Origin of the sequence: Aeromonas sp. 30P (genome assembly GCF_051919805.1) — a bacterium.
Lineage (GTDB): Bacteria > Pseudomonadota > Gammaproteobacteria > Enterobacterales > Aeromonadaceae > Aeromonas > Aeromonas veronii.
In genome coordinates, this window is sequence record NZ_JBQBEA010000001.1 from 960,843 (window position 1) to 981,162 (window position 20,320).

19 protein-coding genes and 1 pseudogene are annotated in these 20,320 nt (G+C 58.3%); 12 read left to right on the top strand and 8 right to left on the bottom strand.

The annotated features are described in order from the left end of the window. Nucleotides 1-315: 315 nt before the first annotated feature. The 7 genes from ACTG2B_RS04615 to ACTG2B_RS04645 all read left to right on the top strand — a co-directional run bounded on the left by ACTG2B_RS04615 (nt 316) and on the right by ACTG2B_RS04645 (nt 4,179). Complete coding sequence (locus ACTG2B_RS04615; protein ID WP_005343572.1) at nt 316-705, top strand: type IV pilin protein; 390 nt, start codon at nt 316-318, stop codon at nt 703-705. A 1-nt stretch (nt 706) separates the two neighbouring features. Next, nucleotides 707-1,126 carry a GspH/FimT family pseudopilin gene (locus ACTG2B_RS04620; RefSeq protein ID WP_005349592.1) on the top strand — a complete coding sequence of 140 codons (420 nt, stop codon included), beginning with the start codon at nt 707-709 and terminating at the stop codon, nt 1,124-1,126. Continuing rightward, nucleotides 1,123-1,515, top strand: a complete 393-nt coding sequence (locus ACTG2B_RS04625; RefSeq protein ID WP_439995271.1) for a type IV pilus modification PilV family protein — start codon at nt 1,123-1,125, stop codon at nt 1,513-1,515. Before ACTG2B_RS04620 ends, ACTG2B_RS04625 begins: the two co-directional genes overlap by 4 nt. Further along, the gene (locus tag ACTG2B_RS04630) at nt 1,509-2,069 is read left to right on the top strand and encodes a PilW family protein (RefSeq protein ID WP_047439330.1); all 561 of its coding nucleotides are present in this window, start codon (nt 1,509-1,511) and stop codon (nt 2,067-2,069) included. Before ACTG2B_RS04625 ends, ACTG2B_RS04630 begins: the two co-directional genes overlap by 7 nt. Continuing rightward, nucleotides 2,066-2,278 (top strand): PilX N-terminal domain-containing pilus assembly protein, encoded by a 213-nt coding sequence (locus ACTG2B_RS04635; RefSeq protein ID WP_439995272.1) that lies wholly within the window; start codon nt 2,066-2,068, stop codon nt 2,276-2,278. The genes ACTG2B_RS04630 and ACTG2B_RS04635 overlap by 4 nt, the downstream gene beginning before the upstream one ends. A 34-nt stretch (nt 2,279-2,312) precedes the next feature. Then, nucleotides 2,313-3,683 (top strand): DUF7305 domain-containing protein, encoded by a 1,371-nt coding sequence (locus tag ACTG2B_RS04640; protein WP_439995273.1) that lies wholly within the window; start codon nt 2,313-2,315, stop codon nt 3,681-3,683. A 94-nt stretch (nt 3,684-3,777) separates the two neighbouring features. Further along, nucleotides 3,778-4,179: a VOC family protein gene (locus ACTG2B_RS04645; RefSeq protein ID WP_005338740.1), complete on the top strand. Its 402-nt coding sequence runs from the start codon at nt 3,778-3,780 to the stop codon at nt 4,177-4,179. 135 nt (nt 4,180-4,314) lie between these two features. Here ACTG2B_RS04645 and ACTG2B_RS04650 read toward each other — a convergent pair whose 3' ends face one another. The 4 genes from ACTG2B_RS04650 to ACTG2B_RS04665 form a co-directional block, all read right to left on the bottom strand. Beyond that, nucleotides 4,315-5,793 (bottom strand): carboxypeptidase M32, encoded by a 1,479-nt coding sequence (locus tag ACTG2B_RS04650; RefSeq protein WP_429202678.1) that lies wholly within the window; start codon nt 5,791-5,793, stop codon nt 4,315-4,317. Nucleotides 5,794-5,931: 138 nt separating this feature from the next. Further along, entirely contained in the window at nt 5,932-6,513 is a 582-nt protein-coding gene (gene smrA / locus ACTG2B_RS04655) for a DNA endonuclease SmrA (protein ID WP_005338734.1), read from the bottom strand. A gap of 187 nt (nt 6,514-6,700) precedes the next feature. Beyond that, complete coding sequence (locus tag ACTG2B_RS04660; RefSeq protein ID WP_005338733.1) at nt 6,701-6,880, bottom strand: DUF3149 domain-containing protein; 180 nt, start codon at nt 6,878-6,880, stop codon at nt 6,701-6,703. Between the two features lie 136 nt (nt 6,881-7,016). Beyond that, the gene (locus tag ACTG2B_RS04665) at nt 7,017-7,904 is read right to left on the bottom strand and encodes a TraB/GumN family protein (protein WP_150390349.1); all 888 of its coding nucleotides are present in this window, start codon (nt 7,902-7,904) and stop codon (nt 7,017-7,019) included. An 88-nt stretch (nt 7,905-7,992) separates the two neighbouring features. On the opposite strand from ACTG2B_RS04665, the gene ACTG2B_RS04670 reads away from it, so the two are divergent. Next, complete coding sequence (locus ACTG2B_RS04670; protein WP_439995274.1) at nt 7,993-8,325, top strand: DUF1904 family protein; 333 nt, start codon at nt 7,993-7,995, stop codon at nt 8,323-8,325. Between the two features lie 90 nt (nt 8,326-8,415). Here the strand turns inward: ACTG2B_RS04670 and ACTG2B_RS04675 are convergent, their stop codons facing one another. The 4 genes from ACTG2B_RS04675 to ACTG2B_RS04690 form a co-directional block, all read right to left on the bottom strand. After that, nucleotides 8,416-9,243: an SDR family oxidoreductase gene (locus ACTG2B_RS04675; RefSeq protein ID WP_064338633.1), complete on the bottom strand. Its 828-nt coding sequence runs from the start codon at nt 9,241-9,243 to the stop codon at nt 8,416-8,418. A 141-nt stretch (nt 9,244-9,384) separates the two neighbouring features. Next, the gene (locus ACTG2B_RS04680; RefSeq protein ID WP_042080675.1) at nt 9,385-10,827 is read right to left on the bottom strand and encodes an OprD family outer membrane porin; all 1,443 of its coding nucleotides are present in this window, start codon (nt 10,825-10,827) and stop codon (nt 9,385-9,387) included. Between the two features lie 501 nt (nt 10,828-11,328). After that, nucleotides 11,329-13,266: a methyl-accepting chemotaxis protein gene (locus ACTG2B_RS04685; RefSeq protein WP_439995275.1), complete on the bottom strand. Its 1,938-nt coding sequence runs from the start codon at nt 13,264-13,266 to the stop codon at nt 11,329-11,331. 105 nt (nt 13,267-13,371) lie between these two features. Beyond that, nucleotides 13,372-14,256: a DMT family transporter gene (locus tag ACTG2B_RS04690; RefSeq protein ID WP_439995276.1), complete on the bottom strand. Its 885-nt coding sequence runs from the start codon at nt 14,254-14,256 to the stop codon at nt 13,372-13,374. A gap of 408 nt (nt 14,257-14,664) precedes the next feature. On the opposite strand from ACTG2B_RS04690, the gene hcp1 reads away from it, so the two are divergent. From hcp1 to ACTG2B_RS04710, 4 genes and pseudogenes are all read left to right on the top strand, one after another. Further along, entirely contained in the window at nt 14,665-15,183 is a 519-nt protein-coding gene (gene hcp1 / locus ACTG2B_RS04695; RefSeq protein WP_010634242.1) for a type VI secretion system effector Hcp1, read from the top strand. Nucleotides 15,184-15,546: 363 nt separating this feature from the next. Then, nucleotides 15,547-17,578: pseudogene (tssI, locus tag ACTG2B_RS04700) on the top strand (type VI secretion system tip protein TssI/VgrG). Beyond that, the gene (locus tag ACTG2B_RS04705; RefSeq protein ID WP_115521413.1) at nt 17,575-18,354 is read left to right on the top strand and encodes a DUF4123 domain-containing protein; all 780 of its coding nucleotides are present in this window, start codon (nt 17,575-17,577) and stop codon (nt 18,352-18,354) included. Before tssI ends, ACTG2B_RS04705 begins: the two are co-directional and overlap by 4 nt. Nucleotides 18,355-18,398: 44 nt before the next feature. Then, nucleotides 18,399-20,312 (top strand): lipase family protein, encoded by a 1,914-nt coding sequence (locus ACTG2B_RS04710; protein WP_181884285.1) that lies wholly within the window; start codon nt 18,399-18,401, stop codon nt 20,310-20,312. Nucleotides 20,313-20,320 lie beyond the last annotated feature (8 nt).

Sequence of the window (20,320 nt, forward strand, 5' to 3'; positions counted from 1 at the left end):
AAAGGTTTTTTGCTCTTTCGTTGCACGGCCGGGTTTCACTCTTCGTCACGCTGTTATTCATATGTCTCGGCTCGACAGAAGGGATCATAACGGACGGTTCGTAGGCACGATTGGCTTAGCTTTATTTGCTTAGCGAGATTAGTGGCGGCGAAAACTGCTTAAAAATTAATAACAGATCACATAACTATCTTTTTTACATTGAGTGTGGCGATTTTGTGTTGTTCAATCGAGTCAGTTAATTTTTGATGATTATTAAGTCATCGCATTTGCGGCCCAGGGCCGACCAATAACAACAACACTTGCCAAGGATGATAAGTGAACGACTGTAAGGCATGGCCCCATTGCCGGGGGTTTAGTCTGATCGAGTTGTTGATCGCCATGACGGTTGTCAGCATTCTCGCGGCCATCGCGTTGCCAGCGTATCAGGGTTATCTGCAACAGGGACGTCGTTACGAAGCGCAGCAGCAATTGCTGGAGCAGGCGCTCGCCCTCGAACGTATCTATACCCAACAGGGCCGTTATCCAGACACGTTTGCTACCCCTTCCAACACGGATTTCTACCAGTTCAGCTACAGCCAGCAAGATGCTGGCGACTACCTGCTTAAAGCCATTCCAACGACGCGACAACAGGATGAGTGCGGCACTCTGACCCTCGATCAGACCGGTTATCGCGCGGCCAATCGCCATGACTGCTGGGGATCATAAGATGAATGTGCGCGGATTTACTCTGATTGAGTTGATGATCACGGTCGGTATAGCCGCCATCTTGCTATTGGTCGGGTTGCCCTCCATGAGTCAGCGCCTCGCGGCCGAACGGCTCGATCGCAGCGCGACCGAACTCGCGTCTGCCTACCGTTTTGCCCGCAGTGAAGCGGTCAAGCTGACCCTGCCGGTGGTGCTGCAGGGCACCGAGAACGGTGGCTGGGAGGTGATGGCCGACAGCCAGCGGTTGCGTCAGGCATCAGCTCCCGGTGGCGGCGTGGTGATCAAGCCGTTTGACCCCATCCAGATCGCGCCAACTGGCAGCAGCAGCCACGCCGAGATCATTCTGGCCAATCGCCTCGGTGAGCAGCGGGTGCTCTGCGTGGCCCCGAGCGGCCAGCTGCTGCAAGGGAGCTGCTCATGAGATACGCCGCACTTGCCCGCCAGCAGGGTTTCAATCTGGTGGAGATCATGGTTTCCATGGTGTTGGCGGTGATGGTGTTTCTCAGTCTCGCCAAGGGGCAGGTGGTCTCGTTGCAGCAGGCGCATTACAGTTTGCAGAGCACGCTGGCCACGATCGAGGCGAGCAACAGCGTGGAGCAGATCTGGAGCTCGCTGTGTGAAGTGCAGCGCAAGCCCGAGCGGTTCACCCAAGCCGATTTTCTTGCCCGCTTCACCCTGCACGAGGGTCATCGGCTGGTGCTACCGAACCGTTATAGCGACAACTTTGTGGTCGCTATCGAGTGGCAGGATGAGCGGGTCTCCGGCGCCAAGCGGGTGGAGCTGAACGCAGGATTTCCGCCTTTATGCTGAGCGTCCCCTCCCGGCAACGAGGTGTCAGTCTTGTCGAGCTGATGATCTCCATGGTGCTCGGTCTGATGCTGATGCTGGCGATTTTTGCCGGTTACGCCCCGATCAAGAGCACGGTCGAGCAGAGCAAGGCGCTGGAGCAGGCGAACGAAGTATTGCGCTTTGCCACTCTCACCTTTACCAACAGCATCAAGCAGGCGGATCAGCTGATAGCCGTGACCCCTGATCGCCTGACGCTGGCCTTCAAGGTAGAGGGGGGCAGTCAGGTGCTCTCCTGCCTTGGCAACCAGAAAACCGCCGATTTTACCGAGCAGTACCGCTTCACACCGCCGGTGCTCAGTTGCGATGACGGAGATGGTCCGCGCCTGTTGCTGGCCCATCTTCAGGGTCTTGAATTCGGCCAGCAGGGTGCACTGGTCAATATCCGCATCTTGCCCGAAGGGCTGCCGAGCTATCTGGCACCGGGAGTAGAGGTGCAGGTGGCCCGCCGCAAGGCGGTCTGGGCAGCAGCACTGGCCACATCCGGTGCCAACGCTACAGCAGGAGGAGCGGGATGAACAAGGGATTGCAGGGGCAGCGGGGAGCCGTACTGCTGGTGGTGCTGGTGGTGAGCCTGCTGTCGAGTCTGCTGGTGTTTAGCAGCATTCAGGAGAACCAGTTGCAGACTCGCCTGAGCGGCAATTTTCACAAGAAGATCAATGCGCAGCTCAGTGCCGAGCAGGGGATGAAAGAGTTATCGCGCCCTGCATCAGGCGCTTGGCGTTGAACCACGGATAGAGTGGGCTCAACTGGTGCAGAAGGTGCCAAGCAAGGGCGAAGGGGCCATGGCGGGCAGCCGCTTCAGCATCGAGCAGTTGGATGCCGCCACCGGCAGCAAGCTGGCGTTGCAGAGCCATGGCCGCTATCTGGAGGGAAATGCCAGCCTCAACGCGCTGTTTGCCCTCAAGCGTGAGCCCGGCAATCTCATCTTTCAGGATTCGGTGGTGGCGTGTGAAGGGCTGAGCCTCTCCGGTAGCGGTTTTATCGACAGCTATGACTCGCGCAAGGGCAAATATGGCGGCACCAACATTAACCAGAATGCCAAGGTGGCGACCGTCAGTGACAAGGCCAATGTGGTGCTCGACGGCAATTCGCCAATTTGGGGCGATGTACGGGCGACCGGCTCCGTGACCCTGAACGGATCTTCTCCCATCTCCGGCAACGTGAATGCCGGGAGCGACGTCATTATCTCCCCCTCTTCGGACAAGATTGTCCGGGTCTCCGGCAATGTGAAAGGGGGCGGCAGTTTGACCCTGAAAGGGGGGCGCATCGGTGGTCAGGTGGCGGTCAATGGCAATGTCTCCATGGACTGGGGTACCAGTATCGACAGCGGCAAACTCAGTTATGGTGGTGCTGGCTTTTTTAAAGATCAGGCGAACCAGAAGTATCTGGATCCCGAGTATCGCAATGATCCCAAGCTGCCACCTGTGGCCGGGCAGGTGTGTGACCCGCTCAATGTGGCCGCGTTGCCCAAATCGTTCCCCCCTGCAACGCTGCCCATCAATGGCCCCCTGACGCTGGGCGCCACCCAGCAGATGGTGCTGACCACAGATCCCGCCACCGGCTCGGTCACCAGCAGCAACCAGCACAAGCCCGGGCTACCGCTACCCGGCAAGGGGGAGTTGTTTGGCAAGGAGCAGACCATTTATCAGCTCGACAGCCTCAATATGGGGGCCGATGCCAGTCTCACCATCAAGGGGGATGTGGTGCTGCTGATCGACAAGGATTTCACCATGACTGGCAGCAACAAGTTGACGGTGAGCGAGGGGAGCAGCCTGACCCTGATCGTCAGCGGCAAGGTCGATCTCGGGGCCGGTGCCGAGGTGACGGCAGCCAAACAGGGGCTGACCGCTGGCGGTACGCCCGCTATCTCCATCTATTCCGCGTATAGCGGCAAGGATGGGATCAAGCTGTCGGGCAATACCCCGCTCTATGCCGCCCTCTATGCCCCGCTGACCGAGATGAAGATCAGCGGAAGTGGCGGTTTGTACGGGGCGGTGCGTGCAAAACACTTGACCGAGAGCGGTGCGGGCGGGGTGCACTATGACGAGGCGCTGGGCATGGCAGATTTGGGGAATGATCAGGGGCTACCTCCGACACTGGCACTGCGGCAGTGGCACTTTGTTCAGTGAGGCTGGTGAGCCGCTAAAAAGGATCGAATGGGGCACGCAACTGTGAGAAGGTGGAGATCTGTCCACCCAGCCGTTCACTGTTGAGGAGTGCTCCATGCCAGGCCCCGCTCGCGCCGGTGCCCTGATCTATGCCAAGGATCCGGGCCTGCTGACCCACTTTTACCGTACCTTGCTGCAGATGGTGGTCTGCAGTCAGGATGAGCAGTTGGTGGTGCTGGAAAACAGCGATATCCAGCTGCTGATCCATGCCATTCCTGAGCCTTATGCCGGGCAAGTCGTTATCAAGCGGCCGCCAGCACTGCGGGAAGAGGGGGCCATCAAGCTGTTCTTCACCGTATCCAGCCTCGCCTGGGCGGAAGCGAAGGCGGCGGATCTCGGCGGCGGTTTGCTGCCACAGCAGTGGACAGGGCCCGGCTTTGTGGTGCGCAACGCCTTCGACCCGGAGGGCAATATCCTGCAACTGCGCGAGTTGCTGGGTTCCCCGGACCCCCTCTGAACCCTCTCTTTTTACAGCATTGCCGTGACGGCGTGCTGTGCCATGCATCGCCATAAAAATGAACCGCCATAAAAACGGGGCCCTGTAGTGGTCAACTAAAAAGGGTCCCGTTCTGCTGTTAGCTTACTGCGCTCATTACTTCAGGTAGCGCTGTTCCAGATGCTGGCGCAGCCAGTGTGGGTTGAGCGCTTCACCGGTGGCGCGGCGCACCAGCTCGTCGGTACTGTGCAGACTCCCCTGTGACCAGATGTTGCGTCCGAGCCAGCCGAAGATCTCCGGCAGGCGGCCCGCCGCGATCACCTCACCCATGCTGCCCAGCTCTTTCTCGAGGGCAAAGCGCAGCTGGGCGGCATACATGGCGCCCAGGGTGTAGCTCGGGAAGTAGCCGAACGAGCCGTCGGTCCAGTGAATATCCTGCATGCAGCCATTGCGGTAGTTGCCCTTGGTGGAGAGCCCCAGCCACTGCTGCATCTTGGCGTCCCACAGCTCGGGGATGTCGGCCACCTCGATCTTCCCTTCCACCAGATCGCGCTCCAGCTCGTAGCGCAGGATAACGTGGGCCGGATAGGTCACCTCGTCCGCATCGACCCGGATAAAGCCCGGCTCGACCCGGCTGTAGAGCCTGGCCAGATTGTCCGGCGCAAACGCCGCCTGCTCGCCGAAGTGGTGACGAATGCGTGGCGCCAGCAGCGCGAGGAAGGCCGGATGATGCCCCAGCTGCATCTCGCAAAACAGGCTCTGGCTCTCGTGGATCGCCATGGAGCGGGCCTCGGCCACCGGCTGACCCTGTAGATGACGCGGCAGCCCCTGCTCGTAACGGGCGTGACCGGTTTCGTGCACTATGCCCATCAGGCTGGAGACAAACTCCTGCTCGTTATAGCGGGTGGTGATCCGCACGTCGGTCGGCACGCCGCCGCAGAAGGGGTGGCTGCTCACATCGAGCCGGCCATGGGCGAAATCAAAGCCGAGCAGTCCCATCACCTCCTGACCGAGCGCCTGCTGGGTCGGTATGGGGAAGGGGCCTTGCGGCAGCAACAGGGCATCGCCCTTCTGCTGTTCACTCACGGTCTGGATAAGAGCCGGCAGCCAGCTGGCGAGATCGCCGAAGATCTGATCGAGCCGTGCGCTGGTCATGCCCGGCTCATAGAGGGCCAGCATGGCGTCGTAGGGGCGCACGCCAAGCGCATCGGCCCGCAGTTGCGCTACTTCACGGGAGAGTTTCACCACCTCCTCGAGATTGGGGGCAAAGCCGGCCCAGTCGTTGTTCTTGCGCTGGCTGCGCCAGGCGTGCTCGCACTTGCTGCCAGCGAGCGACAGCGCTTCGACCAGCTCACCGGGCAGCAGGCTGGCATCTTGCCATTGGCGCTTGATCTCGCCGAGGTTGGCACGTTGCACTTCATCGAGCGGTTCGCTCTCGGCCTTGGCAATCCAGTCGCCCAGCTCGGGAGCGGTGCGCTTTTGGTGGATCAGCAGACCGAGTTCGGCCATCGCTTCGGCGCGGGCATCGTTGCCCCCTTCCGGCATCATGGCCGCCTGATCCCAGCCACAGATGGCGGTGAGGTGGCTAAAGCGGTGGATCTGTTGCTGATGTTGTTCAAGCTTTTGATATGACATGGGATTGTCCTTGTTATCGTCCCTGATGGTATGCCGCCCCGTACCTGGCATGATCGGGGCCGTTCGATGCTAACACCGCCACCGCATCGTTGACCACCATCATGCAGGTGGGCCAAAGGCGTAGTGGCGAGAGGCGGGTTAGCCGAGCCGCTTCTGGTGCCGCTCGCGGTTTTCCGCTTTTTTGCGTTCGCTTTTGCGCAGCAGCACATAGAGGGCACCGCTGCCGCCGTGGCGACGCTCGGCGCTGTGGATCGCCATGACGGCGGGCAGTTGCGGCAACCAGGCGCTCACATAGCTTTTCAGCAGGGCACGCGGGGTGCTGCGCTCCCCCTTGCCGTGCAGGATCAGCAGGCAGCGGATATCCCGGACTTCACAATCCGCAATGAACTGCACCAGCGTCTGACGTGCCTCATTGAGGGTTTTCTGGTGCAAGTCCAGGCTGGCCTGCAGCTCGTATTTGCCGAGCCGCAGCTTCTTGTAGACCCCCTCCTGCACCCCATCACGCTTGAAGCCGACGATTTCGTGCGGATCGCGCATCTCGATGGCCTCCATGGTGAGGTGGTCGAGGGCGAGTTGCTCGGCGGTGGCAGCCTGACGGCGAGCGAGCTGCGCCTCGGTCGGGGCGGATTTGGCCGCATGGGGATGGATATTGTCGCTGCGAATGGGCCGCACGTCGGCCACTTCATTCATGAATAGCGAGAGTTCGTCGTTATGAGACACGGCAGGCTCCCCATAAAAAAAAGTGGGGGCCATTATAACGGCCGCAACCGGCACAGAAAACGGGGAAAGGGGGAGGGGATAAGGGGCGCCCGGCATGGACACTGGTGCTGCCTGGCCCGGGAAGCACAGTCGCGAACCATAAAACAGCACAGGCGGTCAGTGTGAACTGCCGCCTGTGGTCAGAGGATTATTTTCCCTCTTTGGGCTGTTGAGAATGGGGTTGCTGTGAATGAGGCGGTTGCGAGTGCATCACCTTGTAGATGAAGTAGGCCGCGTAAGAGCTGATGAGCAAGAAGGTGCCGATAATCACCAGCATCGACATCAATCCCACGCTGTTGCCAAACATCAGGTCCAGCCAAAAGTCCATTTTATTGCTCCTGTCACCCGGTTAATGACAGGCATGATAAATACCTCTTTGCCCTGTCCGGGATGATCCCGATCAACTCCCTTGCAGGTTGTTTAATAACCAGTGCAATCTGTGATCGTTCTCACTGGACTCCTTGCTACCGAGCCTGCACAGGGCCCGGTGTGGTGAGCGGGGTAATGCGCCACCCTTGCTGCTCCAGCAACGCCAGCAACCCCTGCTCGCCATAAAGATGCAGGGCGCCTACCACGATAAAGCTCTCATTGGGCAGGGTGGACCATTTCTTCAGCCAGTTGTGATTGCGCTCGGCCAGCAGGGTCTGCTCCATCCAGCTTTGCAGCGGGGGGGGAGCCATCTCCTCCTTGAGCAGATTGATAAGCGTCGCCTCATCTCCCTGCTGCCACGCCTTCATCACGGCGGCGAAACCACTCTCCAGCATCGGTAGCTCATCCAGGGTGCTGGCGAGCATCAGGGTCTGGTTGTCACCCACGCTGGCCAGATAACCGAGCTGCTCCAGCAGGGTTTCAAAACCCACTACCGGTTTGCCCTCTTTGGCGGCCCGGGTGGCAAAGTGCTGGTCTATCCCGAGTTCACTTTTGAAGTCGGAGCGGGCCATGGCGGCCTGGGTCAGGGTAATGGCGGCAAACCAGGGGCGCAGGGTGGCGAGGGTAGCCTCGTCGATGCCATAGCGGGCACCTGCCATCAGGGTGCGTTGATAGAGCTCGGCAGGCAGATGATCCTTGAGCGGCTTGCCATCCACCAGTCGGGTGAGGGAGCCGGTTTGTTGCCACTGATCCGGCGTGATGCTGTTCATGTCCACCTCCATCACCAGTGCGCGACTCTGCAGCCAGGCACGCTCCACCGGCTCGGGCAGAGGATAGAGGGAAGGCTTGCCCGCATGGATGGAGCCCAGCAGCCAGTGTTGCTGGTTGCCCTTGCTCACCCGATAGAAGGCGGGATCGGCAAAGGCGTGCAGCGGTAGCAGCAGGCAGAGCAGGAAGGTAAAGAGGGGGCGATGAAATCTCATGGGGATCCTTAATATGCGCCGGGTGACTTCTCTTGCTGACAATAACCCCTATGATAAGTCCTCATTTCAGATAACCAAGAGGTTTGCCATGCCCCATCTTCGTTTTCGCGCCGTGGCGCTCGAGACCCTGCAACAGGTGAGCGGTCCGCTGCTGGCCGAGCTTTGCGAGCTGACCGGCGGCAAGCCGGAGTTTGTCACCATGGAGCGGGTGGAGAGCCGCTGGATCCGCAACGGCGAGCCAGAGGCGGGATTTCCGTTTGTCGAGTTGCACTGGTTCGAACGGCCGCAGGAGATGCAGGACGCTGCCGCGCGCCTTATCACGCGCCATTTGAAGCAGGTGCTGGGGGAGCAGACCTATGTGGTGGTGCAGGTGATTCCCTTGGTCAAGAGTGCCTACTACAGCAATGGTGAGCACTATTGAAGAGGGGGATAAACAAGGTTGGCGGGTCGGGTGACGTCGTTACCCGGCTACTCCACCCGGGTGGCCGGATGCTTAGCGCCAATCAAGGGGTCAGGCCGATTTGGCCAGCAGTTTATCGAGCCAGCGAGTGGGCAATACCCGTCGCAGGAAGGCAAACAGCCGGGTTGGAGTGGTCACCGGATAGCGTGCCTTGGGATGGGCGTGGGTCAGCGCATGGAGCAGCGGCGGTAGGCAGGCTTCGCTCGGGAGGGTAAAGCCGCTGGTGGCCCCCTCTTTTTCCAGCCGCGTCAGGGTCTGGCGGTAGGCCGACTGATGACGGCTCTGGGCCGGATCGATGTGCCGCAAGAAGGCGCTGCGGGCATTGGCACGAAAACGGGTATCGATGGGGCCCGGTTCAATCAGGCTGATATGTACCCCGCTACCCGCCAGTTCAAGGCGCAGAGTGTCGCTATAACCTTCCAGCGCAAACTTGCTGGCGTTGTAGGCGCCGCGATACTTCATGGCAACCAGCCCCAGAACCGAGCTGTTCTGCACTATCCTCCCCTCTTTGGCCTCCAGCATCGGCGGCAGCACCTGACGGATCAGATGGTGCCAGCCAAACAGGTTGGTATTGAATTGTTCCCTGAGCGCCTCGGTGGGCAGATCTTCCAGCGCCCCGGGTTGGCCATAAGCGCCATTGTTGAACAGGCCATAGAGGCGCCCGCCCGCCAGATGGAGCGCCGCACTGGCACCCAGCTCGATGGAAGCAGGGTCCGCCAGATCCAGCTGTACCGCCAGCAATCCCTGTTGCTGCAAACGGGCCACATCTTCCGCCTTGCGTGCCGAGGCGATCACGGTAAAACCGTGCTGCCCCAGCGCCTGTGCGGCGGCGAGGCCAATACCGCTGGAACAACCGGTGATCAGAACAAAACGGGGCATGATGGCGTCCTTGTGACTGCTGACAAAAGCGTGTGGGTAGGTGAGCGGGTAAAATTCTTATCCGGCTCGCATGTTAGCTTGCCAACCGGCAAAAAGAAAACCGGGCCAAGTGGCCCGGTTTGCTGACATCGTATTGCCTGATTACATGAAGGTAAGCGGCATGATGATGTGGAACTTGACGTCTTTCTCTGACGCAAATACGTTCGGGTATGCCCAGCTAGGCAGATCGTTGTTGTAGTCGGTGTAGTGCAGCTTGAACAGGGTGCCTTTCAGCTTGCCATCCTGCACGGTATAGCTGACATCGAAGTTGGCTGCCCATTCAGTATCTTCACCGGAAGCATGCTTCTTGCCATAGCCATCCTCAATATCCCAGCCATAAGCACCGGATACACCGACGGACCAGCCAGGAGCACCAACCAGATCATCCAGAGAACGGGTCACGCCGAAGAACAGCGCTTTCTCGTTGTTGGCGTTCCAGTCAGAGCGGGAGTCCCACCAAATTTCGTTGGCACCCTGAGAGTTGGCGTAGCCACGGGTCAGACGGGGCAGGTAGTTGCCTTCATCACCCTCAGCCTTGGTCCACAGACCTTCCAGGCGGAAGCCGTATTGGGCGTAGTTCCAAGCTGCGGTCAGCGCTTGTTGCCATGCCAGCCCATCGTAGGTCTTGCCTGAATCGCCGCCAGCAACGGCACTTGCATCAAAGTCAGATGTTTCGGAACCGTAGAATTGGTAGCTGGTGGAGAGACCGCCGATCACATCAAACTTATGAGCCAGTTTGAAGTGGTAGCTATCCATATAGTCTTTGGATTGACCGAAAGAACCGGTTACAGCAGTGCCATTTTCGAAGGTATAGCGCGCAGCGATACCATGGATGTAATCGATCTTGTATTGCTCTTCTTGCGGGCTGTAGCCAGAAACCCACGGCTTGGATTTAGCTCGTGAGAAAATTTGGGTTTCTTTGAACCATGGTGCTTTGTATTCATCTGCGATGGCGTAGGTCAGGTAGAGACCGCCAAAGTTGCCTTCGACTTGACCACCACGATAGGTACCCGGCTGATAAGACCAGTTAACACCGATAACGCCTGGAACATAGAGCTGGGTATAGCCGCCTTTGGCTGTAATACTGTCACCAAATTTGAACTTCAGAGCTGCGTTAGTGACGCTAAAACCGTTGCCGGCATTTCCATCTTTAAAGTTGTTATCCCAGTTTCTACCGGCGAAAGAAAATTCATTCTCTTGGTTGGCAGGAGAGCGATCATCGGTGAGGTCATAGGCACCATAGCCACCCAAGTCCAATCCAACGACATTCCAAGCGTAACCGGAGTTAAAGTTCAGTGCGGCTTGAGTCGTTGCGTGACTCAGATTGGATGCGTACTCACCTGTGCCGCCAGTATCTTTGCGGTCGCGATCACGCTGGAAGTAGAACAGACCGCCGGTCAGTTTGGAGTCTTTAACGAAGGTTTCATAGGACTGGCCGTATTCCGGGCTCATCATATCCTGAGCTGCCAACGCCATACCGGGGGCGACCAGAGCGGCTACCACAGCGGCACTCAAAGCGGCGCGCTTGAAGATCACTTTTTCCATTTTTATTGCTCCTGATTTTATGGACTTAGCTTTTTTTCCGGCAGTTGGCATCGGGCCTACCGCTCGGTATTGGCATTGCAATCAAAACCCCGAAGGGCAAAAAATCTTGTCTTGGCTACCTGCAAACCCGGATGTCTTGGCACATCTTTAGTTGGCAGTCCTGATCATCACATGTTGTTTTTTTATGTTCCGATTCTTGGCTATCGGACAACCCCAAGAGTACGTTCGCGGTGCGAAATATCAATGAAAAGTTCCCTCAACGTTTCAAAAGTATGACCGAGTGCAAATAATCATGGGCAAGGTCGTAAACAGCCTCATGGCAGGTATCACGGTGATGAGAGCGTTTTCTTGGCGCCGCAGCCAGCGCCAGTGCAGGTTTTCATCCGGTACGGGGGAAGAGGTGTCAGTTAACCTGCCGATAACAGATAATTTTGTGCTACAAAAAAACTTTCCCTCTGGTCGAGGGAAAGTGATCTGGCAAAGATGTGGGGCGAATAGGGGTCAGCCTTGCTGGCCGAGGATGCGGGGGATCTGCTGCGCCTGATGGTGGATATGGGAGGAGACCTGCACCGAGAGCTGACTCACCTGACGGGCATGCTGATGGATACGGGCGATCAGATCGGCAAAACTGGCCAGCTTGTGTTCCTGACTTTTGGCGTTGTCGGCCCCCTGCAGGGCGATCACTGCGGTGTTGCGGGCGATCTCCCGCACTGCCTGGGTGGTCTGGCGCAGTTGTTCCGCCTGTGCCCGCTGGCGGCTTGATTCGCTGGTTATTCGGTTCAGTACAGTGCCAAGTTGTTCGCCGGATTGGGTCAGGCGCCCCAGAATATCGGTGATCTGGTTGAGGGATTGCTGGGTATTGGCCGAGAGGTGGCGTACTTCATCGGCGACCACCGCAAAGCCCCGTCCCTGTTCCCCTGCGCGGGCCGCTTCGATGGCGGCGTTGAGGGCCAGCAAGTTGGTCTGCTGAGCGATATGACCGATCACATCGACAATGGCCGTCACATCGGCAACCGAGCGGGTGAGGGCTTGCAGCGCCTCATCGCTCTCGTCAATCGCCAGTCCTGTCTGATGAGTGGCATGCAGCATGCTCCCCACCAGATCTTCGCTCTGGCTCATTGCCTGTTCGTTATGGTGGGCATGCAGGGCGATGTCGGCGGCGACCTGATGGACCTCTCCGGCCAGCTGGTTCAGCTCATCCATCATCTGGCCGCTCTCGTCGACCACCTGTTCGGTGGTGCGGGTGCTGTGGTGGATCTCGTCAACCTGACTGACCATCCCTTGCAGGCTGAGGGATACCGCTGACAGCTGCCCCTCTTTTTGTTGTTGGTCCAGTTGCAGGCGACCGATCAGCCGATTGTAGCTGGCAACAATATCGGCCAGCTCGTTGCGATCGCGCCCGGCAGGCAACGGCTCGGCCTGCCCCGTCTGATCAAGCTGCATAAAGGCTCCGCGCAGTCGCAACAAGGGGGTGAGCAGCCAGCGTCGTTGCACCAGCGCAAACAGCAGGGCGACTATCACCAGACAGAGCGCCAGCGTGCCGAGGATGGTGGCCAGCTCCTGATTGACGGCTTGCCGTTCGTGGGCAAGTTGTTCCCCCATCTGTCTGGTCGCTTGCAACATCGCCATGATGTCTTGCTGCACGGTCTGGCGGCCAGCCTGTTGTTGCTGAAGCGCCGTGCGGCTGTTGGCCAATTCCTGCGGATAGCGACCCAGCAGCGAGCGTAATTCGCTGCGCGGTTGATCTCCCAGCTCCTTGCGTACCGGCTCCCCCAGCGTGAATTCATCGGCGGGCGCCTCTTCATACAGGCCGAGCAGCGGCAAGGCTTGCAGCGCTTGCGCCTGTTTTTGCAGTGCCTCCAGCTCGAAGCGGATCCCTTCGAGCAGCTGCTCATTGCCCTGTTCCATATAGCTTTGGCGCAAATGGGCGAGGCGCGGCAGGCTCGCCAGGATCTCGGTTGCACCGCGGCGATATTGCTGTGCTGCGGCAGATTGTTCCGTGCTGGCGCCTTGCTCCCCATAGCGGGTCAGCGCCATGGCCTGGCTGCCCAGCTCACTCTCCGCATTTTGCAGCAGCAGCTGACTGTTGCCCGAGAGCTTGCCTGCGGCCTGATAGTCGTGCGCGATGCGCTGCGCCATCTGCTCGAGTTGCTGCCTGAGCGGGGCCGCCACGGCATCATCCTGAGCGGCCAGCGAGGAGAGCGCTTGCTGACGGATCTTCTCCGCAGCGGTCAGTTGTTGCGGATCGCCGCTGTTGAGGTAGTCACGCAGGCTGTTTTGCAGGGTCACTGTCACTAGTTGTTGCAGCGTCTCGTGCTGATGCTGGGCCTGATTGGTATGGGCAAGCTGTTGCCAGCCGTGGTAGAGGGCCAGCGCCTGTCCTCCCGCAACCAGTAACAAAACAAGGGAGGATAGGGTGGCGTAATGGGCGATTTTCACGGGGTAATTCCTGTCAGCACAGACCATGGGGGAGCGTGGCCCGAGCCTAAACAGGGATGATGGCGTTTTTATGACAGTATGGTCAGGTAGCCCTATCTTGCTGGCTTAACTGGCTGGGGATACCTGAGCGCTGTTGCGTTGGCCAAGCATACCGAGCAGGGCGCCTCCCATGATAAGTGCACCGGCCAGCAGATGGCGCGAGGTCAGCGTTTCTCCACTAAGCCACACCAGCAGCAAGGTGCTCAGCAGCGGTGTCAGGTAGGCAAGGGCACCGATCCGGAGTGGATCGCCGTCTCGCAGTGCCAGATACCAGGTCACAAAGGCCGCCCCCATCGGGCCCAGCGCTAGCCCGATGATCAGCCACCAGTCACTAGTGGGGATCTGCGCGAGCGGCAGGGGCCCCTCCAGCAGACGGGCAAGCAGCAGCGCCAGCAAACCCGCGGGCAGACAGGCTGCCGCAGTGACCACGGCGGGGGCTGGCGGCAGACGGCGTGATAATACCGAGTAGGCCCCCCAGACAACAGCTGCACCCAGCGCCAGCAGGTATCCCGGCAGATAGGCCTGCTGCAGTTGCAGCTCGCCATTGACCATCACCAGCATGGAACCCACCAGACCAAAGGCGCCAGCCAGCAGGTGACGGGCATGGAGTGGATGGCCGGGCAACAACAGCGGGGTGAACAGAATGATGCAGAGCGGCCAGAGGTAGTTGATGAGGTTGGCCTCCAGCACCGGGGCATGGCGAAAGCTCATAAAGAGCAGCAGATGGTAGAGCAGCAATGCCGTAACCGTCACCAGCCAGGTAATAGGACGAGCGCGCCATTGGCGCCAAAACGGCAAGGCCCCGACCCCGCAGAAAAACAGCACCAGCCCGACCAGCACCAGTGGTGACACGCTGGTGACCCGTGACGTCAGCGCCGCCAGTGAGGCCCACAGCACAATGGTCAGCAAGGCAAAACCGGTGGATCTATCCCACCAAGAACATCCGGACATCCAACACTCCTTTGCAAGATGAATGAGCAACAGAAAAGTGTGCAGTCTAACAGAGTGACAACCGACAAACAGTTTCGAGGCGGGCGATGACTTGCAAGTTGGTTGTTCTGTCCGAGAATGCTTAGCCAGTGGAAAGTTAGCACTGGCAAAGGATTGGAAGTTTGCCCTGAAAAGAAGAAATGATCTATTTAGAGCAACTTCTTGCTCGCCAACTGGTGATTTATACGGATTAGGCAAGTAATCACGATTAAATTCACTACTCTCGGCAACTTATTGCGTGCTTGTGCGTTGAGCGAGAACTGGCGGAATGTAATTGTTTGATAAATAAGGAATAAAAAAGTGGCATGGTCGCTGCTAAAGGTTGGTCGAGTGCTATCTCGTTTAACCAATCTATTTAGGAGCATACACATGCCAACTCCATGTTATATCAGCATCGAAGGTAAAACCCAGGGCAATATCACCGCAGGTGCCTTCACCTCCGATTCCGTCGGCAACATCTTCGTACAAGGCCACGAAGACGAGATGCTGGTACAAGAGTTCCAGCACGTCGTCACCGTCCCGACCGACCCGCAATCCGGTCAGCCTGCCGGTCAGCGTGTCCACAAGCCGTTCAAGTTCACCGTGGCGCTGAACAAAGCCGTACCGCTGATGTATAACGCACTGGCGTCCGGCGAGATGCTGCCGAAAGTGACCCTGAAGTGGTACCGCACCTCCGTTGAAGGCAAGCAGGAGCACTTCTTCTCTACCGTGCTGACCGATGCCACCATCGTTGACATCGACTGCCAGATGCCCCACTGCCAGGACCCGGCGAAGTCTGACTTTACCCAGCTTATCCAGGTCTCCATGGCTTATCGCAAGATTGACTGGGAGCACACCGTTGCCGGTACTTCCGGTGCGGACGACTGGCGCGCGCCCATCGAGGCGTAAGCCTTGCTTCGGTACTTTGGTATTCCTTGTAAGTAGTAATGTGTCTTTGAGCCGGTTGTTCAACCGGCTTCTTGTACTGTGCATTTTCTCCAGCCTGGCCAACGGGTTGGCTGGAGCTTTTCTGTTTTGCCATCCCCCTGCCGGGGTTTGATGCCCTGCTGGTGAGTGCGGAGGGATGGCAAAGCACTAAAGGGTGTCCTGTGATGCAGACCCGACCCGCTCGTAACCTGTTAACCCCCTTATCTTTGGTGGCCCTTGCGGCACCGGAGAGGGCGGTAGCGTGGCTGCGCGGTGAGGGCGTGAGTGGGCGCGAGAGTAGGGAAGGGCTCAGGCACTGCTTGGCCGTGACAAGAGGGGAAAGCCATGGCTAATCAAACCGGATTGCAATTTACCGTCAAGGTGGGGGCGTTGCCCGAGAGCACCTTCGTGGTGGCCAGTTTCCAGCTGGATGAGGGGCTGAACCGGCTGTTCAACTTGCAGCTGGAGTTGGCGAGTAGCCAGCCCGATGTCGACTTTGGCGCCGTGCTGGACCAGCCCTGTGAGCTGCTGGTGTGGTACAACGGTGAGCTGCAACGCCGGGTATGCGGCGTAGTGAGCGAGTTTGCTCAAGGGGACAGTGGCTTTCGCCGCACCCGTTACAGTCTGGAGGTGAAACCGGCCTTGTGGCGATTGGGATTGCGCCAGAACTCCCGCATTTTTCAGGCGCAAAAGCCCGATGAAATCCTCTCTATTTTGCTGCAAGAGCATGGCATCACCGATTACGCCTTTGCGCTCAAGAATGAGCACGCCCAGCGCGAATACTGCGTGCAGTACCGCGAGACCGACCTCGACTTCCTCAATCGCCTCGCAGCCGAAGAGGGGCTGTTCTACTTCCACGAGTTTGAAGCAGGCAAGCACCGCATCGTCTTTGCTGACGATGCGGCAGCCCTGACCGCGGGCCCCGAGCTCTTCTTCAACCTCGGCAACCGTTCGCTGGAACAGGGCCCTTACGTGCGCCAGTTCCACTACCGCGAGGCGGTGCGCCCCTCGGATGTGGAGCTGAAAGACTACAGCTTCAAGACGCCGGCCTATGGTCTCTCCCATAAAAAGCAGGGTGCAGAACTCGAGCATCAGCGCGATACCTATCAGCACTTTGACTACCCGGGCCGCTACAAGCAGGACCCGAGCGGCAAGGCGTTTGCCCAACACCGGCTCGATGCGCTGCGCAACGACGCGGTGGCGGGCAGTGGCAAGTCCAATAGTTCGGCGTTGCTGCCGGGACAGTTCTTCTCGCTCACCGAACACCCCAACAGCGTCCTCAACACCGACTGGCAAATTGTGCGTATCCGCCATACAGGTGAACAGCCGCAGGCGCTGGAGGAAGAGGGTGGCAGCGGCCCGACTGTCTACCACAACGAATTTGGCGTAGTGAAAGCGAGCACTACCTGGCGTGCCCGCATCGGCAGCCCCGAGGCACCTTACAAGCCGATGGTGGACGGCCCGCAAATCGCGATAGTGGTCGGCCCCGAGGGGGAGGAGATTTACTGCGACGAGCATGGCAGGGTGAAGCTGCAGTTCCCGTGGGACCGCTACGGCAGCTCCAACGACCAGAGCTCCTGCTGGGTGCGGGTGAGTCAGGGCTGGGCCGGTGGCCAGTACGGCATGATGGCCATCCCGCGCATCGGCCATGAGGTTATCGTCTCATTCCTCGAAGGTGACCCCGACCAGCCTATCGTGACGGGTCGCACCTACCACGCCACCAACCGGCCGCCGTATGAGCTGCCAGCCAACAAGACTCGCACCGTGCTGCGCACCGAAACCCACAAGGGCGAGGGTTTCAACGAGCTGCGTTTTGAAGACCAGGCGGGACAGGAAGAGATTTATATCCACGGTCAGAAAGACCTGAACGTGCTGATAGAGAACGATGCGGCTTGGCATATCAAGCATGACCAACACACCGACATCGACAACGAGCGGGTGACCCGCATCAAGGCCAATGACCACCTGACGGTAGAAGGCGAGAAGCGCGACCAGATCAAGGCTGACTATTCGCTGACGGTGGATACCTCCCTGCATCAAGCTAGGCCAGTCGTTGCTGGTTGATGCTGTACAGGAGATTCATCTCGACTCGGGCCAAAAAATTGTGTTGGAAGCCGGGTCGGAGATCACCCTGAAAGTCGGTGGCAGTTTTGTGAAGGTCGATCCAAGCGGCGTCACCTTGGTCGGCCCCACCATCAAGATGAACTCTGGTGGCAGTCCCGGCTCAGGCTCAGGTTGGGCGGGGCAAATGCCGGGTTTACCCGGCGGGGTTGAGTTACCTGCCTATACCCCGCCACTTCCATTTAAAGGGGGGAAAGCTTGTCCGCTGCTTGCCCAGCAGGAGACCGCAATGAATATCAATGAGTGTGACGAATGACAGACAAACCTATCGCCCTTTTTGCGCAGGCAGAGCACATTGTCAGTGCTGAATCGATGATCCTGTATGCTGTGCTCAATCCACTTGCACAGCCCAGTCCCGTGAGTAATTGGCATCAAGAAGGCTGGGTGATGAATGCGATCCCCTTGTATGTGCAAACACCTATGCGTTCCATCCTTCATGCCAGCCCATGGCTGGTTGAATTGCCGTGGGCAACAGCCAGTGCTGTGTTGAGCTGGGCTGAGCAACAACCAGATCCGTCCTGGGGTTGGCTTTATGCCAGCAGTGGGGCGTGGCTTGCTCAAAAAGAACACTGGCAGCGCTATTTGCGGGGAATGCTTGATGGTCAGCTTAAAGCTCTTCGGTTTCATGATCCCAGACTGTTGTCTATCTGGTTGGCAGCCAATGAGCCCGCCTTATGGGCAGGTCTGCTCTCTCCTGTAGAGGTGCTCCGGCTGCCATCGGGGCAGGTATGGCTGAAAAACAGCGGTAATGTAGCGCTGAACAATGATTATCCATGGACCGTACCCCCATCACTGATAGATGCCTGGCATCGCAGTGAACCCGGTATCAATTCAGCTGTCATGAACTTCTCTTTGCAGTTATGGGAAGAGCGAGCTGATGACGCATCTCAATGGGATACCGAGGATTCCCCCTTCTCTGAGCGTATTCGCCCCTGGCTGACGGCGTGCGCCCAACGCGGCGATGTTATCCAGACCCTGACGCTTGATGACGCTCTGGCATGGTTAACTCAACAAGGAACCCTCACGATATGACTGCAGCCACACCTCGCACCCTTGAGGGGTGCGTTGACTGTAAAATGCTCAAGTACGAAGCTGAAATAAAGTTGGTAGACGAACTCGGTCAGCCGCTCCCCAATCTTCCGTATGTGCTTTGGGTTGGCCATGGGCCCAAAAAGATAATACGGCAAGGAAAGCAGTCCAGCGGGGATGGTGTGATTGTTGAGAAAGAGTTGCCTCCCGGCCCTCTCTATCTGATGCTGGAGGCGGATGCATTAGCCGATGTGCTGCAAGAGACCCATCGTCACTTGCGTCTTTCTCGTAGTGACTACGGCACACCTGTCCAGCGTGAGGCAGAACAGCAAGGGCGCCTGCCTCGCTATGCCCGTTTTGGTCAGTTGGTGGACAGGCTGCCAGCGTTGTTCGAAGAGGAACAACAAAAAGAGGAGGATAAGCGCCATCCGCTCCCTCCTTACCACTTTCCACATGGAGATCCTGCCAAGGCGAGCGCAGCTCGGCGGCCACTCTATGCCTTCAGTAAAGCAGGCGCTCGCTCTATCAAGATCACCCTTGAGATCACTCCGCTGCGCGCCTGGGTGCTGATGTTGGAGCACAGCCCGGAATACAATCTGGGCAACGCTCATAACCTGGCATTGATGGCCCATTTGGCCTATGCCGGGGGTGATGTCAATGAGGCAAATACCAAGCGTGTGAAGGAAAAGCGAAAAACAAACCCCAAGTACATCCCTTCAGCCAGTGAACGGGCCCGCTCTATCACCCACTTCTTTGTTGAGCAGATGCAGGATCTCTCTCGCCTGCCTTATGGGATTAATGCCCTTAGCAAGGCGGCCTTGGTTAAAGATGTGCCTTATCGGGAACGCTATGAAACCCCTATTTTTATCGATTGCACTGAACAGGGTGAGCAGGGGGAAGCCCCCCCGAGCGACATGGTTGGTGGCTCGTACGATACCCAGTTTTTTTATGTGCAGCGCCCCGAAGAGCTGATCGTCAGTTGGCGCGGCACTGCGTCACTCTCCGATGGCCTCACCGATGGTAACTTTACTCCGGTTGCGTGCCAGGGGATGAAGATTGCCGATCAGGGCAAGGCCCATCAGGGCTTTTACAACCAGTTTGCCGCGGTGACGAAGCATCCAGACCCTAATATTGCCGAGGTATACAAGACTATTGAGCGCTTAGCTAAAGGTAAAAAGCTGTTTATCTGCGGTCACTCGCTAGGGGGGGCGTTGGCACTGCTCCATGCCGCTCGCCTCAAGGCTAGCCGCCCCTTGCTCTACACCTACGGCATGCCACGAACCCTCACCGAAAGTGCCCTGCGCGATCTCACCTTCCCCCATTTTCGTCATCGCAACGAGAGTGATGAGGTGACGAGTGTCCCCCCCGGTCGCGGGTTTGATCACCCCGGAGCCAACATAGTCCTGTTTGGCAAGGTCTTCTCGGTGCTTGCGTTGGGGTTGCCAGACAAGGATCCCTACGGTCATCATGGCAAGCTGGTTCACTTTGATTATACCGACACCCACTACTGGGTTGGGGCAGGGAAGCAGCGTAAAAAGGTGCTGCTGCCAGGGCAAACCAAGTTGCTGGTGATCCCCCATTTGGCGGTGGAGGGCAAAGCAAGCATGGATGCACAAGCAAAGGCTGCGCTGGTCAATGCTTACCCCCCCGGCGACAACCCTTCCCATGGCGGCGGTGCAAATATACATTCACACCCCAGCGGGGAATATGCCGCTTATCTGCAAAAACGTGTGTTGGGGTTGCTGGATAAGCGGCACAACTTGCCTGATCCAAACGAGGCAAAGGCTATCCAATACGGCAAGGTATTAATAGAGAACGAAAAGAGGCTCGCGAAGGAAGTCAGCTGGCGTGAGAATGGTGCGCTACAGATCGACAACCAATTGCATCCCCTATTGCCACAGGGGCAGACTGAGCCGGAACAGTTTGCTATCACCCGCCTGTGGCAAGCGCCCCGTAAATAGAGGCCAGT

Excerpts from the sequence above, each read along its gene's own strand:
- ACTG2B_RS04620 (WP_005349592.1), top strand. The coding sequence starts at position 707 with ATGAATGTGCGCGGATTTACTCTGATTGAGTTGATGATCACGGTCGGT.
- ACTG2B_RS04680 (WP_042080675.1), bottom strand. The coding sequence starts at position 10,827 with ATGGAAAAAGTGATCTTCAAGCGCGCCGCTTTGAGTGCCGCTGTGGTA.
- ACTG2B_RS04690 (WP_439995276.1), bottom strand. The coding sequence starts at position 14,256 with ATGTCCGGATGTTCTTGGTGGGATAGATCCACCGGTTTTGCCTTGCTG.
- ACTG2B_RS04625 (WP_439995271.1), top strand. The coding sequence starts at position 1,123 with ATGAGATACGCCGCACTTGCCCGCCAGCAGGGTTTCAATCTGGTGGAG.
- ACTG2B_RS04650 (WP_429202678.1), bottom strand. The coding sequence starts at position 5,793 with ATGTCATATCAAAAGCTTGAACAACATCAGCAACAGATCCACCGCTTT.
- ACTG2B_RS04670 (WP_439995274.1), top strand. The coding sequence starts at position 7,993 with ATGCCCCATCTTCGTTTTCGCGCCGTGGCGCTCGAGACCCTGCAACAG.
- hcp1 (WP_010634242.1), top strand. The coding sequence starts at position 14,665 with ATGCCAACTCCATGTTATATCAGCATCGAAGGTAAAACCCAGGGCAAT.
- ACTG2B_RS04675 (WP_064338633.1), bottom strand. The coding sequence starts at position 9,243 with ATGCCCCGTTTTGTTCTGATCACCGGTTGTTCCAGCGGTATTGGCCTC.
- ACTG2B_RS04705 (WP_115521413.1), top strand. The coding sequence starts at position 17,575 with ATGACAGACAAACCTATCGCCCTTTTTGCGCAGGCAGAGCACATTGTC.
- ACTG2B_RS04710 (WP_181884285.1), top strand. The coding sequence starts at position 18,399 with ATGCTCAAGTACGAAGCTGAAATAAAGTTGGTAGACGAACTCGGTCAG.
- ACTG2B_RS04645 (WP_005338740.1), top strand. The coding sequence starts at position 3,778 with ATGCCAGGCCCCGCTCGCGCCGGTGCCCTGATCTATGCCAAGGATCCG.
- ACTG2B_RS04660 (WP_005338733.1), bottom strand. The coding sequence starts at position 6,880 with ATGGACTTTTGGCTGGACCTGATGTTTGGCAACAGCGTGGGATTGATG.
- ACTG2B_RS04635 (WP_439995272.1), top strand. The coding sequence starts at position 2,066 with ATGAACAAGGGATTGCAGGGGCAGCGGGGAGCCGTACTGCTGGTGGTG.
- ACTG2B_RS04665 (WP_150390349.1), bottom strand. The coding sequence starts at position 7,904 with ATGAGATTTCATCGCCCCCTCTTTACCTTCCTGCTCTGCCTGCTGCTA.
- ACTG2B_RS04630 (WP_047439330.1), top strand. The coding sequence starts at position 1,509 with ATGCTGAGCGTCCCCTCCCGGCAACGAGGTGTCAGTCTTGTCGAGCTG.